The following is a 16,913-nucleotide window of genomic DNA, read 5'->3' as shown; positions in this document are numbered from 1 at the left end:
CAATGATTAGAGAAGTAAAATTCGAAAGCCAAGACCGTCGTATCAAACAGATTATCGCTGCTTTGAACGCTAACGGCATCAAAGATATCGAAGAAGCTAACGCTATCTGTGAAGCTCATGGACTTGATCCTTATAAAACGTGTGAAGAAACTCAGCCTATCTGTTTTGAAAATGCAAAATGGGCTTATGTTGTAGGTACTGCCATTGCTATTAAAAAAGGTTGCACAAACGCTGCTGAAGCTGCCGAAGCTATCGGTATCGGTCTGCAAGCATTCTGCATCCCGGGTTCTGTAGCTGACGACCGCAAGGTTGGTATCGGCCATGGTAACCTTGCTGCTATGTTGCTGCGCGAAGAAACTAAATGTTTCGCTTTCCTGGCAGGTCACGAATCTTTCGCTGCTGCTGAAGGTGCTATCAAAATCGCTGCTAAAGCAGACAAAGTACGTAAAGAACCGTTGCGTTGTATCTTGAACGGTCTTGGAAAAGACGCAGCTCAGATCATCTCTCGTATCAACGGCTTTACATACGTTCAGACTCAATTCGATTACTTTACCGGTGAACTGAAAGTTGTTCGCGAAATCGCTTACTCTGACGGTCCTCGTGCAAAAGTAAAATGTTATGGTGCTGACGACGTTCGCGAAGGTGTGGCTATTATGTGGAAAGAAGGTGTAGACGTATCTATCACAGGTAACTCTACTAACCCGACTCGTTTCCAACATCCAGTTGCAGGTACTTACAAGAAAGAACGTGTTCTTGCTGGTAAACCATATTTCTCTGTAGCTTCAGGTGGTGGTACAGGCCGTACTCTTCACCCGGATAACATGGCTGCCGGTCCTGCTTCTTACGGTATGACAGATACTATGGGTCGTATGCACTCTGACGCTCAGTTCGCCGGTTCTTCATCAGTTCCTGCTCACGTAGAAATGATGGGATTCCTGGGAATTGGTAACAACCCGATGGTAGGTTGTACTGTAGCTTGTGCTGTAGACGTAGCTCAGGCTTTGAGCAAGTAATTTAAGCAATTTCCATATAGTAAATCCCTATAACTGACAAGGTTATGGGGATTTTTATTTTCTTCAGCAAGCTCGTTCGTAGAACTACTTTTTCACCTTTCTCCTACCTTTCATAATGAGATATGTAAGAGTCGGTGGTTTATCCTTATTATGTGGAAAATCCATCCCTATGCGACAGCCAGTAGTTCCACTTCGAATATCAATGTCGAGTAAGCGGGAATAGAATCAACAGCTTTAATACCATATCCCATTGCATAAGGTATATAGATTATCCACTTATCCCCAACGTGCATTTTCTGAAGTGCTACCTGCCAACCTTCTATTACATCACTAAGCCGCAAAGCATCCGGACAGGTACGCTCATAAGAATTATCAAATACCCGCCCGTCAATCAGACTTCCCTTGTAATGTACGGTAACAATACTCCGTGGTCCCGGAGAAACAGTTCCTCCACCAGTCTCCAACACTTTATAATAGATACCACCCGGCAATGCAAAAACACCTTCCTGAGAAGCTAATCTTTTCAGGAACATCCTGTTAGTCTCTTTATATTCTTTCTTTTTTCCCATAAATAATTTCATTAAAGCATACAAAAATAAAAAGAAATGAAAAGAATCTACTATAAAAGCTGTATATTTGTTTGTTGAATCATAAAAACTTTTTCGCTATGGGACAATTTAAAGCTATATGTAGCAACATTGCTATCGGATTATTCTTCCTTGTAATGATGATTGTGAGTTTTTCCGCATGTACAAACAGCCAGAAAGACATCACTCCTTCTGCAGAATACGCGCCATACGTCAATGCATATACAGGCGGAGTCATCTCACAAGGTTCGACCATACGCATCGAACTGACGCACGACCGGCCGATGGTGGATATGAACAACGAACTGAAAGATAATCCGTTTAGTTTTTCACCCTCATTAAAAGGCAAAGCGTATTGGGTTAGCAATAACACCATTGAATTTGTGCCGGAAGAAGGCACACTAAAACCGGGAGCGTTTTATGAAGGGACTTTCCAACTCGGAGATTTTATAGAAGTAGACAAGAAACTGGAAGAGTTCAAATTCTCATTCCGAGTGCAGGAGCGTAATTTTACCATCCATACAGAACCTATAACAATAACAGCTACCCAGCCCGACGAGGTAAGCATAAAAGGAGAAATACGTTTCAGCGACGTAGTGAAAAAAGAAGAAGTAGAAAAGATGCTGACCGCCGGCAATGGGAAAAGCAACAGATATCCGGTAGAAGTTACTTCCACCGACAACTCTACCCGTTATGAATTCAATATTAACCGGATTCCACGAGAAACGGAAGATTACCAACTAGAGATAAAGGCAAACGGGAAGCCCGCACGAATCGACCGGACACAAAGCGAAGAGGTTTTGATTCCGGCAAAAGACAGTTTTCGTTTCCTGACCGCCGAACGCATCGACCAACCGGAGAATGGGATCGAAATCGTATTCTCCGCTCCCGTATCCAACACACAAGACTTGAAAGGACTGATTGAAATACCGGAAGTATCTTCCTCTATCACTCAAATCAAGGACAACAAAGTGCTTGTCTATTTCGAAACGAACAAGATTAATAAACTGACTTTAAATATCCATGAAGGAGTAAAAAGCAATCAGGAGCAGACTTTAGGGACTTCACATTCTATTTCGTTCAGTGAGCTGAACCTAAAGCCACAAGTGGAAATGTCTACTTCGGCAGCCATTCTCCCCGATTCGAAAAGCTTGATTATCCCGTTCCGGGCTGTCAACCTGTATGCGGTGGATTTGAGCGTGATACGTATTTTCGAGAACAATGTATTGATGTTCATGCAGAGTAACTCGTTGGCTTCTGCCAATGAATTGCGCCGTTCGGGACGATTGGTTTATAAGAAAACATTGTGGTTAGGTAAAGATTCATCCAAAGACGTCCATCGTTGGGAGGATTACTCGATAGACCTTGCCGGACTGATTCATCAGGAACCGGGCGCTATCTACCGGGTTGTCTTATCTTTCCGGCAAGAATATTCAGCATATCCTTGCGGCGGAAGCGATAATCAGGAAATGAAGTTTGCCGATAATGCTTCCGACGGTTTGACAAAAGTAAGCGGAAACGTTTTGTCGGAAGAAGACGAAGCTATGTGGGATGTTCCCGAGGCTTATTATTACTATTACGGTGCAACAATGGACTGGAGCTTATACCGATGGAAAGAGCGGGACAACCCTTGCCATCCCTCCTATTATATGAAATCGGACAGGACAGCTTTTTGCAATGTTTTCGCTTCCAATCTGGGAATGATTGTGAAGAAGAACTCCCTGAATGATTTATGGATTGCAGTCAGCAATATTTTAGATACAAAACCGGTAGGCAAGGCGCAAGTCACCGTTTATAACTTCCAGTTGCAGGTGATAGGCAAAGGAGAAACCAATGGAGATGGCCTGGTGGAAATTACTCCGAAAGGTACACCTTTTATTGTCGTCGCCGAATCGGATAAACAAAAAGCCTATGTACGCGTGGTAGACGGAGAAGAGCAATCCGTCAGCCGGTTCGATGTAGGCGGAAAGGATATTCAGAAAGGACTGAAAGGATTTATATATGGTGAAAGAGGTGTATGGAGACCGGGGGATACGTTGCACATATCCTTTATCCTGGAAGACCGCGAGAAAAGAATACCGGACAAGCATCCGGTAGCACTGGAGATTTATAATCCGAAAGGACAATTCTATACCAAGATGGTTTCGACGCAAGGTATGAACGGTTTCTATACTTTTGACGTTCCCACTCAGGCGGATGTTCCTACCGGACTTTGGAATGCTTACGTAAAAGTGGGCGGGACAACCTTCCATAAAGGATTACGCATCGAGACAATAAAGCCCAACCGGCTCAAAATAACGCTGGCACTACCCAAGGTGCTTCAAGCGACAGACAAAGAGTTTCATGCCCCGCTCACTTCCGCATGGCTGACGGGGGCGACCGCTACACGCTTGAAAGCAAAAGTCGAAATGTCACTGTCCAGAGTAAATACGCAGTTCAAGAATTACGGGCAATATCTCTTCAATAACCCGGCTACGGATTTCACAACCATCAAAACGGACGTATTCGATGGTGTGCTCGACGCGGAAGGAAGAGCAGGCGTTACCTTGAAACTTCCGGCAGCGGCAAATGCACCAGGCATGCTGAACGCCTCTTTCACTACCCGTGTATTCGAACCGGGCGGAGACGCGAGCATTTACACACAAAGCGTTCCTTTCTCACCGTTCACATCGTATGTGGGTATCAACCTGAATCAGCCGAAAGGGAAATACATTGAAACGGATAAAGACCATGTATTTGATGTTGTTACTGTAAATCCTGAAGGAAAACCGGTAAGCCGTTCGAATTTGGAATATAGAATATACCGTATCAGTTGGAGCTGGTGGTGGGAGAACAGTGACGAATCTTTCAGCTCCTATATAAACAGCAGTTCCATCACTCCGGTAGCCAGTGGCAACCTGCAAACCAACGGTGGAAAGGCTTCCTTCAAGTTCCGTGTCGATTATCCAAGTTGGGGACGTTATCTCGTATATGTGAAAGATAAAGAGAGCGGACACGCCACCGGTGGTACAATCTATGTAGACTGGCCGGATTGGAGAGGACGTTCAAGCAAATCGGATCCCAGCGGTATCAAAATGCTTGCATTCTCACTGAATAAAGATTCTTACGAAATAGGCGAAACGGCTACCGCCATCATCCCCGCAGCAGCCGGCGGTCGTGCGTTGGTATCCATCGAAAACAGTTCGACGATACTTAAACAGGAATGGATAGAGGTATCCAATCAGGGTGATACGAAATATAGCTTTAAGGTTACGCCGGAAATGGCACCGAACGTATATTTGCACATCAGCCTGTTGCAACCTCATGCACAGACGGTCAATGACTTGCCGATTCGCATGTATGGTGTTGTCCCGGTATTCGTGACTAACAATCAGACTATACTGCAACCGCAGATACAGATGTCGGAAGTGTTGCGACCGGAAACGAGTTTCAATGTCACTGTCAGCGAGAAGAACGGGAAACCGATGACTTACACATTGGCTATCGTGGATGACGGTTTGCTGGATTTAACGAACTTCAAAACTCCCGACCCCTGGAATGACTTCTACTCACGCGAGGCACTCGGCATCCGGACATGGGATATGTATGATAATGTATTAGGAGCTTCCGCCGGAAGTTACAGTTCGCTTTTCAGCACAGGTGGAGACGCTTCATTGAAGCCTGCCGACGCAAAGGCGAACCGTTTCAAACCGGTTGTTAAATTCATTGGACCTTTCTATCTGGGAAAAGGCAAGCACCAGACACATACACTGAAGTTACCGATGTATGTGGGTTCAGTGCGTGCCATGGTAGTGGCAGGCCAGGATGGAGCATACGGCAATGCGGAAAAAACGGCTTATGTACGGACACCGTTAATGCTGTTGTCTACCTTGCCGCGTGTACTTAGCATCCAAGAGGAAATTACTGTTCCGGTGAATATCTTTGCCATGGAAAAGCAAGTGAAAAATGTAACCGTATCCATCCAAACTACCGGTGGCGGAGTGCAGATTGTCGGTTCCACACAAAAACTACTGACTTTCAACCAACCGGGCGACCAGCTTACTTTCTTCACACTAAAAACCGGCAGTAAGACAGGAAAAGCGACCATCCACCTCACTGCAAGCGGTGGCGGGCAACAGACGAAAGAAACCATCGAAATAGAGGTACGCAACCCGAACCCGATTGTAATATTACGCAGCAGCCAATGGGTAGAAGCCGGACAAAGCGGTGAACTGTCATACAGCCTTGCCGGTTCTTCCGATGATAATCATATCCAACTGGAAGTTTCCCGTATCCCGTCGGTAGACATCAGCCGCCGGTTCGACTTCCTGTATAACTACGAGCATCATTGCACGGAGCAATTGACTTCCAAAGCCCTGCCACTCTTATTCGTCTCTCAATTCAAGGCGATAGACGAACAGGAAGCGGAGAAAATAAAAGCAAATGTACAAGAAGCTATCCGGCAAATTTATGCCCGCCAGCTTCCTAACGGTGGATTTATCTATTGGCCGGGAAATGCCGTTGCTGACGAATGGATTAGTTCATACACGGGAATGTTCCTGACGCTGGCACAAGAAAAAGGGTATGCCGTCCACTCCAATGTACTGAATAAGTGGAAACGCTTCCAACGTGCAGCGGCCCAGAACTGGCGAATGCCTCAGGATGCAAACAACTGGCAGCAATGGCAGTCGGAACTGATGCAGGCTTTCCGCTTATATACATTAGCTTTGGCGGGTACACCGGAATACGGAGCAATGAACAGAATGAAAGAACAACAAGGTCTATCCATTCAAGCCAAATGGAGACTGGCAGCCACTTATGCCCTGACGGGAAAGATGAAGCCTGCCGAAGAACTGGTGTACAATGCGGAGACTACTGTCACCCCCTATTCTTCTATGAACCGGATTTATGGTTCGTCCGACCGGGACGAAGCGATGATTCTGGAAACATTGCTTCTGATGAACCGCGAACGGGATGCACTTCAACAGGCAAAGAAAGTATCTGAGAATTTATCGCAAGAGAACTGGTTCAGCACCCAATCTACCGCATTCGCTTTGATGGCAATGGGAAGGTTGGCAGAAAAGCTGTCAGGTACACTGGACTTCACGTGGACATGGAACGGTAAACAACAGCCTGCGGTGAAATCTGCGAAGGCAGTATTTGAGAAAGCAATCTCCACTTCTCCGAAATCCGGAACAATCTCTGTAAAGAACCAAGGTAAAGGGGCACTGGGCGTAGATGTTATCACGCGCACACAATTGCTGAATGATACACTACCTGCTATCTCGGATAATATACGGATGGATATAAGGTATGCAGATATGAACGGTACGCCTATATCAGTAGATGATATCAGACAGGGAACCGATTTTATCGCCATTGCCTCCATATCTAATATCAGTGGTACTTCGGACTACACTAATCTGGCACTGACACATATCATACCGTCCGGCTGGGAGATATATAATGAACGGATGCTGGTTGCCGACACTGAGAGCCCCGACAATATGGCAAGTACTTCAAGAAACTCAATCAGCAAATATTCTTATCAGGATATTCGCGACGACCGCGTACTGACTTATTTCAACTTGCGCCGTGGCGAAACAAAAGTATTTACAGTCAGACTGCAAGCGACTTATGCAGGAAACTTCATTCTTCCGGCTGTTCAATGCGAAGCTATGTATGACGCAACCGTACAGGCACGAAGCAAAGCGGGAAGAACGACGGTGAGCCGCTAAGGCAAGTCCGGCCGGTTCATAGAACAAACCTAACGCATGAAAGTCAAGATATTGAGTTTCTTCAAGAATTTATCCGTCACGAGGAAAGTAATGCTCGGCATCATTACTCTTCTCGTGTTCGGGTATATGTTTTGTCTTCCCCGCCAACTGTTTCATGTCCCCTATTCCACAGTCGTCACCGACCGTAACGAAGAACTATTAGGCGCACGTATCGCCTCCGACGGACAATGGCGTTTTCCCCCACGTAAGACAACTCCGGAGAAAATTAAACAATGCCTCATCACATTCGAGGATAAGCATTTTCACCATCACTGGGGCGTCAACCCGCTATCCATCGGAAGAGCTATCTATCAGAATACCAAGCATAAGCGCATCATCAGTGGTGGAAGTACGCTGACGATGCAAACTATCCGGCTTTCCCGGAACGAATCGAGAACTTTCGGAGAGAAAATAATCGAAATGATTTGGGCTACCCGGCTCGAATTCCGAGCTTCCAAAGAGGAAATCTTATCCATGTACGTATCTCATGCGCCTTTCGGTGGCAATGTAGTAGGACTGGATGCAGCAGCCTGGCGGTATTTCGGGCATTCGGCGGAAGAGCTGTCATGGGCAGAATCGGCTATGCTCGCCGTGCTTCCCAATGCTCCCGCCATGATTCATCTATCCAAAGGGCGGAAAATGCTACTCTCAAAACGCAACCGTCTGTTGAAACAACTTCTTGAAGAGAAAATCATAGATTCATCGACCTACGAACTGGCTGTCACCGAACCGCTTCCCGACGAGCCGCATCCTCTTCCGCAGATAGCCCCCCATCTGGTCAGCCACTTTTATAAAGAAAGAAACGGACAATATACCCGTTCTACCATCGACCGGGGAATTCAGACACATATAGAAGACCTGGCAGAACGATGGAGTAATGAGTTCAACCGAAGTGATATCCGCAATCTGGCCATTCTGGTGATTGACATACCCGCCAATCAAGTGATAGCCTATTGCGGGAATGTACATTTCGACCGCAAGCAGAGCGGCAACCAAGTCGATGTGATTCAAGCCCCCAGAAGTACAGGGAGTATCTTAAAACCTTTTCTATATTATGCCATGCTGCAAGAAGGTTCCCTGTTGCCGGATATGCTATTGCCGGATATACCTATTAATATAAACGGCTTTACTCCCCAAAATTTCAGTTTGCAATATGAAGGAGCTGTCCCGGCTTCGGAGGCGCTTGCCCGCTCACTGAATATCCCTGCGGTGATGATGTTGCAAAGATACGGCGTACCCAAGTTTCACAACTTCCTGCAACAGACCGGGTTCAAAACCATCACCCGCCCCTCATCCCATTACGGATTATCACTGATTCTGGGAGGAGCGGAAGCCACTTTATGGGACGTGACAAATGTTTACGCCCAAATGGGACGGGCGCTTGTCCCCGACTTGACTCCAAGACTTACCAAAGAAAAAGAAGCTAAGATTACAGAAGCGAAAGATGAAGATGAAGAAGAAAAGGAAGAAAAGAAGACAGCCCGGCATACATACATTTGGGACAAAGGCGCTGTATGGCAAACATTCAACGCTCTGAAAGAAGTAAACCGTCCCGAAGAAATAGACTGGAAATCCATTCCGTCCATGCAGGCCATTGCCTGGAAAACAGGAACCAGTTACGGATTCCGGGATGCGTGGGCAGTGGGGGTGACTCCGCGCTATGCAATAGGTGTGTGGGTAGGCAATGCAACCGGAGAAGGAAAGCCCGGATTGGTTGGTGCACAAACAGCTGGTCCCGTATTATTCGATATATTCAATTATCTGCCCGCTTCATCCTGGTTTGAACGTCCGACCGGTGTCTTTGTAGACGCGGAAGTGTGCCGTCAATCCGGTCATCTGAAAGGTCGTTTCTGTGAAGAAACTGATACCGTATTAATTCTTCCTGCCGGACTGCGCACGGATGCCTGCCCGTACCATCACCTTATCACTCTAGCTGCCGACGAGAAACACCGTGTCTATGAGAATTGCGCCAACACAGAACCCGTCTTTCAAAAATCATGGTTCACCCTCCCACCCGTATGGGAATGGTATTATAAACAACACCATCCGGAGTACAGACCTCTTCCACCCTTCAAAGCAGGTTGCGGAGAAGATACTTTCCAGCCCATGCAATTCATTTATCCCCCAATCAATGCACACATCAAATTGCCGAAACAACTGGACGGCAGCAAAGGATTCCTGACCGTCGAATTAGCACATACAGACCCCAACGCAACCGTATTCTGGCATCTCGATGATACCTATCTGATGCAAACACAGGATTTTCATAAGATTTCCCTGCAGCCCGCTCCCGGAAAACATTCTTTGACAGCAGTGGATGGAGAAGGCAATACAGTTTCGACTACTTTCTTCATTGAGTGAGCATCAATTTTACTATCTTTGCGCCATGAAACAGCCATTAAAAGAAAACATGCCTTGGAACACCTGCGGAATGACTCAGACCACAATCCCAAGTGTACCGACGCTTGTGCATCTTTCCTATTGTTTTTTCAACATTATCAGCCCTTTAATGAGTATCATCGTCGCAGCTATCGGATACAAAATCGCGCGACGCTTGTGAACAATCTGGCATAGACTTTGTTTTTGCAATAAACGGACAACGTATTAAACCTAAACAAAAAAAAGTTATGAAAAAGTTTATTGCATTATTAGCATTAGTATTCGTAAGTGCAAGCACTATGATGTATGCACAAGAGAGTAACGCAGCAGCACGCCGCGCAGACAGAAAAGCTCAAAGAGATGCGGAAAGAGCTAAACTCCGTGCAGAAGAACAAGTACAGGACATGGCAGCTTACCAACAAGCCGTACAGGCTTTGAAGAACAAACAGTTCGTTCTGGAAGCCAATCAGGTTATCTTCCGCAACGGCATGAGCGCGTTTGTTACTTCAAACACTAACTTCGTTCTGATGAACGGCAACAGATCCACAGTACAGACCGCTTTCAACACTCCTTATCCCGGCCCTAACGGAATCGGTGGTATCACGGTAGACGGTAACTCTTCGGACATGAAAATGAATGTCGACAAGAAAGGCAACGTGAACTGTTCTTTCAGCGTTCAGGGTATCGGTATCTCCGCCCAGGTATTTATCACTATGAGCAATGGAAGTAATAACGCTTCAGTTACTATCAGCCCGAACTTCAACAGCAACAATCTGACACTGAACGGAAATATCGTCCCGCTCGACCAGTCCAACATCTTCAAAGGACGTTCCTGGTAATCCGGACACAAGAATCTTATCACAACTCCGCTACAAATCGCGCAAAATGCGTACATTTGTAACGGAGTTTTTTATTTATCCGTTCTTTAATTATGAGAGAATTCATCATCGCAGACAACCAAGATATCAGCAAGGCAGGAATGATGTTCCTGCTAAGTAAGCAAAAGGAAGTGGCCCTCCTTTTAGAAGCTGAGAACAAGGCGGAGCTGATTCAGCAGCTACGATTGTATCCCCAAGCGGTGATTATCTTGGATTATACCCTATTCGATTTTGCCGGAGCAGATGAACTCGTCGTCCTGCAAGAACGATTCAAAGAAGCCGACTGGATTCTATTCTCTGACGAGCTTAGCCTTAGCTTTCTCCGACAGGTGCTATTCAGCAGCACGGCTTTCGGAGTGGTGATGAAGGATAACTCCAAAGAGGAAATCATGACTTCCATACAATGCGCTACCCGCAAACAACGGTATATATGCAATCACGTCAGCAATCTGTTGCTTTCGGGACATGCTTCTCCGGTAGCTTCATCAGTAGTGGACGACCATTTACTGACGCAAACAGAGAAGAATATCCTAAAAGAAATTACGTTAGGAAAAACAACCAAAGAGATTGCGGCAGAGAAGAATCTCAGTTTTCATACGATTAATAGCCATCGCAAGAATATCTTTCGTAAGTTGGGGGTGAACAATGTGCATGAAGCTACCAAGTATGCGATGCGGGCGGGAATTGTGGATTTGGCGGAATATTATATTTGAGAGCATTATCCGACATTCATTATCCCAGCACTATTTAACAGAAGATTTCCCCACTCCCTACGCAAACCTGCGCAGCCTTATCGTAAACAACTCCGAACTGTCCCGGAGCAATGCCCTGTAACTTTTCAGAAGACAAGATGCGAAATCGGTTTTCTCCTTCCTGCACCAGTTTACCTTTGGTAAATTCGGGAGTATGGCGGATTTTAAAGGTTATGTCCAATTCCTTATTCAGTTCTGTCCACGGGTTGTCCGTAATAAAATGAAAGTCGTTGATTCGGAACTCATTACCATATTGCGTTTCCACGCCATAACCGTGGGATACATAAATAATATTTTCCTGAATATCTTTCTTTATCACAAACCAGGGGCCGCCACTCAACCCAAGTCCCTTCCGCTGTCCGATGGTATGGAACCAATAGCCGCGATGCGTACCCAGTTTCTTTCCGGTTTCAAGTTCAATTATCGCCCCTTCCTTTTCTCCAAGAAAACGGCGGACAAAATCATTATAATTTATCTTTCCGAGAAAACAAATACCCTGACTATCTTTTCTGCGGGCACTCGGCAGGCCTGCACTTAGCGCTATTTCACGCACTTCGTGCTTCATCAACCCTCCAATGGGAAACATGAGTTTGGAAACTTGCAGATAATCAATCTGAGCGAGAAAATCTGTCTGATCTTTCACGGGATCTTTTGCCGTGCCCAACCAAGTTTTACCATTACGTTGCAAGATGGTAGCGTAATGACCGGTTGCTGTAAAATCAAAATCTTTCCCGACACGCTGTTCAAAGCAGCCGAATTTGATAAGTTTATTACACATTACATCGGGGTTCGGCGTCAGCCCTTTCTTAATCTTGTCAATAGCATATGCCGCCACCTTGTCCCAATATTCGCGGTGCAAATCCACCACTTCCAGAGACAAACCGTACTTTCGGGCAGTAGCAGCAGACAATTCAATATCTTCTTCTGCCGAGCAGTCCATATATTCCGCTCCGTCCATGCCAATCTTAATATAGAAAAGGGTTGGCTTGTATCCCTGTTCGCAAAGGAGATGCACGACAACCGAACTGTCGACACCCCCTGATAATAATGCAGCTATATCCATGAAAAATAATCCATCTATTAATAACCTACTCTATAACAATTAAAGACCTAATAATAACCAAGGCTTATTGAAAGCTTCAACGTTACAAAGATAAGGCCGAATTCTCTAACGGCCAATCACACATTAAAGGCATTTTTATACCATAAATGTGGTAGATAAGCAAAGTATTTCCTACATTTGCACAGTGAAAAGCTTTTTATGATGGCAAAATTAAGAAAGATAATCCTCATACCTGCCCTGGTTATCGTATTTATCAGCGGCTTTTTCTCCTGCGGTGTCGACCGTTGGCCGGAGTATGCCCACATGACTGCACTGGATACATGGATGTACGACATCATGCAACAGAATTATCTGTGGTATCAAGACCTGCCTTCTTATGACGATATGAACCTGTTTCAGGAGCCCGCCACATTCCTGTCTAATGTAAAATCAAAAAACGACAGTTATTCATTCGTGGATTCCGTGATGGAGACTCCATTGCCTACGTATGGCTTTGATTATTCACTTGTTAGGAGCGCGGACATTGATACGGCTTACAATGCGTTGATTACTTATGTAATTCCCGGTTCACCAGCAGCACAAGCCGGACTAGTACGTGGCGACTGGATTATGAAAGTAGACACTTCTTATATCAGCAAGAAATATGAGACCCAATTGCTGCAAGGGACAGAAGCCCGGGATTTGGTGATGGGAATATGGAAGAAAGTTCCTGTTGAAACGGAAGAGGTAGAAGAAAGTGAAGAAACGAAATATGAATATAAAGTGGTGCCGGATGACAGAACACTGGATTTACCGGCTGCACGAGTTGTAGAAGATAATCCGGTACATAAATATGAGATTCTGCCAGTAAAAGAAAATGGTAGGGATATCAAAGTGGGCTATCTCATGTACAACAGCTTCACTGCCGGAACAAAAGCCGAACCGGAAAAGTACAATGACGAACTGCGTCGGGTTTCACAAGAATTCCAAGCAGCAGGTGTGAAGCACGTTATACTTGATTTACGCTACAACGCCGGCGGCTCATTGGATTGTGTCCAACTCTTAGGCACAATCCTAACTTCAAGCGCCCGATTAAACGAGCCTATGGCTTATCTGGAATACAATGATAAAAACAGGGATAAAGATGTCACTATTAACTTTAACCCCGACGTATTGAAAACCGGCGTTAATTTAAATCAGTCCAGCCTATATGCCATCACCAGTTCAACAACTGCCGGAGCACCGGAAATGCTAATCAGAAGTCTTTTCCTGAAAGACAGTTATCCTATTGCAACTATCGGTAGTTCCACCAAAGGGCAAACTGTGGCAACGGAACAGTTCATCAATGAAGAATTCCGATGGTCTGTGAATCCGGTAGTCTGCACGGTTTATAATTCCACTCACGACAATTGGGGAGCTATCATACCTAACGACAAGCTAAAAGTCAGCGAGACAAGCATTGACGGAGTTACCAATTATAGTGAATACCTGCCATTTGGTGACCCCAATGAAAGACTATTGAAAGTGGCAATTGGAGTTATCGAAGGTACTTATCCACCGCAAGAAGAGAAAGAGAAAGACAAATCAAAAGCACAATTCAAGATAGAGAAGAGTGTCAGCAGTCCGGCAAGCAGACGGTTTACGGGTGGAACCGGACTGAGAATCAAATAATAAATAACGTATCCTCAAATATAATATAAAAGATAAGTATTACGCCGTTCGATTTACTGTTATCCGGCAGCTAACACCTCTTTATCCCTGGGATTATCCCCTTTATGAACTGGGAGAAAGCTCTCCGTTCCTTTGGCCTACAACAAAAAAGGAGAAAGCTCCCACTTTCTCCTTCTATCATAGTTTAACCTCAATCTATTTAATGATTACGTGTCCAAAGATACGACATCAAAAAAGCCAAAGTCAAGTATTCCCCACTTTATTTCCTGAAAAACTTATCGAAGAACAGGATCTGGTAATCAATAGAGTTTTTCCAGTATTTTCCGGTATGTCCACCCGGACGGGTAATAAAGTCATGATTAATCTTTCTAGCTAGCAGACGGTTGTGCAAGTCCTTGTTCACATTTAGGAAGAAGTCCGATTCACCACAGTCGATAATAATTGCCAAATCCCCGTTCTCTATTTTATCAATCTGATTGATGACAGTATGTTCGTCCCATGCCTTCTTATTATGTGCAAATTCGCCCAACTGTTTCGCCATCTCCCAGTTTAACGGAAACGGCCGGATATCCACCCCGCCACTGGTACTACCACCGGCACCAAACGTATCTTTATGACGGATAGCATTCCACATCGCTCCGTGTCCTCCCATGCTCAAGCCGGTGATGGCACGTCCTTTCCGGTCGGCAACAGTCTTGTAATGCTCGTCAATATACTTCACCAGTTCCGATGAGATAAAAGTTTCGTAACGGTAAGACGGATTTTTCGGACTATCCCAGTACCAGCTATTCTTTCCGTCCGGACAAACAAAGATAATTCCTTTTTCATCCGCAATCTGCGGAAGATTCGGCTTCACCCCAATCCATGTCTTTGCGTTCCCGCCATACCCATGCAACAGATAGATGACAGGGCAAGCCACCGCTTTCTTCCCCAGCGCAGCATCCGGCGTAACAACTATCACCTGCACATCCTTATTCATGGAAGGACTATTAACTAATAAAGTATCTACCCGGGCAGCAAAAGAAGGCGCTGCCAATACCAGTATTAAAAAAGCTGACAAAAAAATTCTTTTATTCATTATGTATATATAGTTATATAAAGTTATTCTTCTTTCTCTTCCGAAGAAGAAAATCTGGAAACAGGCACTTCAAAAGTCTTATGGCACTGTACACAGGTATACTCCCAATGATTATCTCCAGGAGGGGCTGCCGCCAACATCGAAAAGATTGCCGCCCCTATTGCACGCAGCCTCTTTCCTTTTTTTAATCTGAACTTAATATCCGACGAACCGCAATACGGACAAAGCGTCAACTCTTCCGGCCAACTCTCGTTATCTCTCAACACCTGGACAGCCCTTGCATAATCTTCATCCGCCACCAATATATCCACCCCTGCTATACTACTCACGCAACTTTTATACAAAGTAGAGAAATTCTCATTGTGCAAAATAGATTCAATGCCTTCATTCTCCAATGCGCCTTGAAGGATATGCGCCTTCATCGCATCATTGCAAGTAATCAATTTTACAGTCTTCATAAAGAATCTGGTTTAATATGTCCCACAAAAATAAGATATAAAAATGAAATGTGAAACAAAATCCGACCAACTTTATCAATAGGTAAAACGAACCAAATCAGAAGTGCTTCTATTTTTATTCACGGAAGGTATCACTATTTAATACTTTATTTGTACTTTTGCGGTGACAATTTGCAATCACATGAAAAAACTGTTGACGTTGCTATTATTTTCTAACATTCTGCTTTCCCTGTTACAGACACAGCCTGTACATCCAATAAAAGGAACGGCGATTGAGAAAAACAGCCGTCAGCCATTAGAATTCATTAACGTTATACATAAAACATCAAACCAGAAAAGAATATGAAAAGAAAAATTGTAATGATTGCCTTCATATTGTTAGGCATGGGAATGACAGCTTCTGCACAATTCGGCAAGAAGATTAATTTAGGAAAAGCTTTACAAGCAGGTAAAGATGTGGTATCAGCCGTTACGTTATCTGATGCGGACATTGCCAATATGAGTAAGGAATATATGGCATGGATGGATACCCATAATCCATTGACAAAACCTGATACCGAATATGGCAAACGGTTAGAGAGACTTACGGGACACATCAAAGAAGTGGACGGACTGAAACTGAACTTCGGTGTATATGAAGTGATAGACGTAAATGCCTTTGCCTGCGGTGACGGTAGTGTACGTATCTGTGCCGGTCTGATGGATGTTATGACGGACGAAGAAGTAATGGCAGTGGTAGGTCATGAAATCGGTCACGTGGTTCACACCGATTCCAAAGACGCTATGAAAAATGCCTACCTGCGATCAGCAGTGAAAAACGCGGCAGGTGCAGCCAACGACAAAGTGGCCAAACTGACAGACTCTGAACTGGGAGCCATGGCAGAAGCTCTTGCCGGTGCACAATTCTCACAAAAGCAAGAAAATGCAGCCGATGACTACGGTGTTGAATTCTGTGTAAAAAACGGTATCGACCCGTATGCAATGGCAAATGCCTTGACTAAACTGGCCGAACTTGCAAAAGATGCTCCTAAAGCATCCTATGCACAAAGAATGTTCTCTTCACATCCGGACACTCAAAAACGTATCGAACGTACAAAAGCCAAAGCAGACAGCTACGCCAAGAAATAATAAACGATACTTTCGTATGACTACTATCAGGCACGGGATTTTGTATAATTCCGTGCCTGAATATTTATCAATACAACCTATATTCAAATGCCTTAGAGCCTGTTTAAATTCTCTTCAGTCATAATATTATAGCTGATATTTTAACTTACCCCGGCTCTTCTTGTCGCGTCC

Annotated in this window: 11 protein-coding genes and 1 pseudogene; 8 read left to right on the top strand and 4 right to left on the bottom strand. The window is 44.8% G+C overall.

Translation table 11 applies throughout. The features are described from left to right. Positions 1-2 precede the first annotated feature (2 nt). The gene (locus NSB03_RS07560) at positions 3-1,013 is read left to right on the top strand and encodes a GGGtGRT protein (protein WP_004315991.1); all 1,011 of its coding nucleotides are present in this window, start codon (positions 3-5) and stop codon (positions 1,011-1,013) included. A 167-nt stretch (positions 1,014-1,180) separates the two neighbouring features. Here the strand turns inward: NSB03_RS07560 and bamJ are convergent, their stop codons facing one another. Then, complete coding sequence (gene bamJ, locus NSB03_RS07555; protein ID WP_024988350.1) at positions 1,181-1,582, bottom strand: BamJ family beta-barrel-assembly machinery protein; 402 nt, start codon at positions 1,580-1,582, stop codon at positions 1,181-1,183. A 98-nt stretch (positions 1,583-1,680) separates the two neighbouring features. Here bamJ and NSB03_RS07550 point away from each other — a divergent pair, with 98 nt between their 5' ends. The 5 genes and pseudogenes from NSB03_RS07550 (at position 1,681) to NSB03_RS07530 (ending at position 11,326) form a co-directional block, all read left to right on the top strand. Continuing rightward, positions 1,681-7,317 carry an alpha-2-macroglobulin family protein gene (locus NSB03_RS07550; RefSeq protein ID WP_257466310.1) on the top strand — a complete coding sequence of 1,879 codons (5,637 nt, stop codon included), beginning with the start codon at positions 1,681-1,683 and terminating at the stop codon, positions 7,315-7,317. 36 nt (positions 7,318-7,353) lie between these two features. Then, complete coding sequence (gene pbpC / locus NSB03_RS07545; RefSeq protein WP_024988349.1) at positions 7,354-9,717, top strand: penicillin-binding protein 1C; 2,364 nt, start codon at positions 7,354-7,356, stop codon at positions 9,715-9,717. Positions 9,718-9,766: 49 nt separating this feature from the next. Then, positions 9,767-9,916: pseudogene (locus NSB03_RS07540) on the top strand (sodium:proton antiporter); the annotation flags it as partial. Between the two features lie 67 nt (positions 9,917-9,983). Then, positions 9,984-10,574, top strand: coding sequence for a DUF4251 domain-containing protein (locus NSB03_RS07535; RefSeq protein WP_257466309.1), 591 nt, complete (start codon positions 9,984-9,986; stop codon positions 10,572-10,574). Positions 10,575-10,666: 92 nt separating this feature from the next. Then, on the top strand, positions 10,667-11,326 hold the full coding sequence (locus tag NSB03_RS07530; RefSeq protein ID WP_024988348.1) for a response regulator transcription factor: 660 nt from the start codon (positions 10,667-10,669) through the stop codon (positions 11,324-11,326). Positions 11,327-11,360: 34 nt separating this feature from the next. On the opposite strand, the gene mnmA is transcribed toward NSB03_RS07530, so the two are convergent. Then, the gene (gene mnmA, locus NSB03_RS07525) at positions 11,361-12,428 is read right to left on the bottom strand and encodes a tRNA 2-thiouridine(34) synthase MnmA (protein ID WP_024988347.1); all 1,068 of its coding nucleotides are present in this window, start codon (positions 12,426-12,428) and stop codon (positions 11,361-11,363) included. 198 nt (positions 12,429-12,626) lie between these two features. Here mnmA and NSB03_RS07520 point away from each other — a divergent pair, with 198 nt between their 5' ends. After that, entirely contained in the window at positions 12,627-14,078 is a 1,452-nt protein-coding gene (locus tag NSB03_RS07520) for a S41 family peptidase (protein WP_257466308.1), read from the top strand. Between the two features lie 259 nt (positions 14,079-14,337). Here NSB03_RS07520 and NSB03_RS07515 read toward each other — a convergent pair whose 3' ends face one another. Together NSB03_RS07515 and NSB03_RS07510 are read right to left on the bottom strand one after the other, a co-directional pair. Next, positions 14,338-15,156, bottom strand: coding sequence for an alpha/beta hydrolase (locus tag NSB03_RS07515; protein ID WP_257421340.1), 819 nt, complete (start codon positions 15,154-15,156; stop codon positions 14,338-14,340). Between the two features lie 23 nt (positions 15,157-15,179). Continuing rightward, on the bottom strand, positions 15,180-15,614 hold the full coding sequence (locus NSB03_RS07510; RefSeq protein WP_024988345.1) for a putative signal transducing protein: 435 nt from the start codon (positions 15,612-15,614) through the stop codon (positions 15,180-15,182). A gap of 342 nt (positions 15,615-15,956) precedes the next feature. Between NSB03_RS07510 and NSB03_RS07505 the strand changes: the two genes are divergently transcribed. Further along, positions 15,957-16,742, top strand: a complete 786-nt coding sequence (locus NSB03_RS07505; RefSeq protein WP_120470975.1) for a M48 family metallopeptidase — start codon at positions 15,957-15,959, stop codon at positions 16,740-16,742. Positions 16,743-16,913: the final 171 nt, after the last annotated feature.

It is taken from the genome of Bacteroides acidifaciens (assembly GCF_024623065.1).
GTDB lineage: Bacteria > Bacteroidota > Bacteroidia > Bacteroidales > Bacteroidaceae > Bacteroides > Bacteroides acidifaciens.
This window is presented reverse-complemented; position numbering and strand designations above follow the sequence as displayed.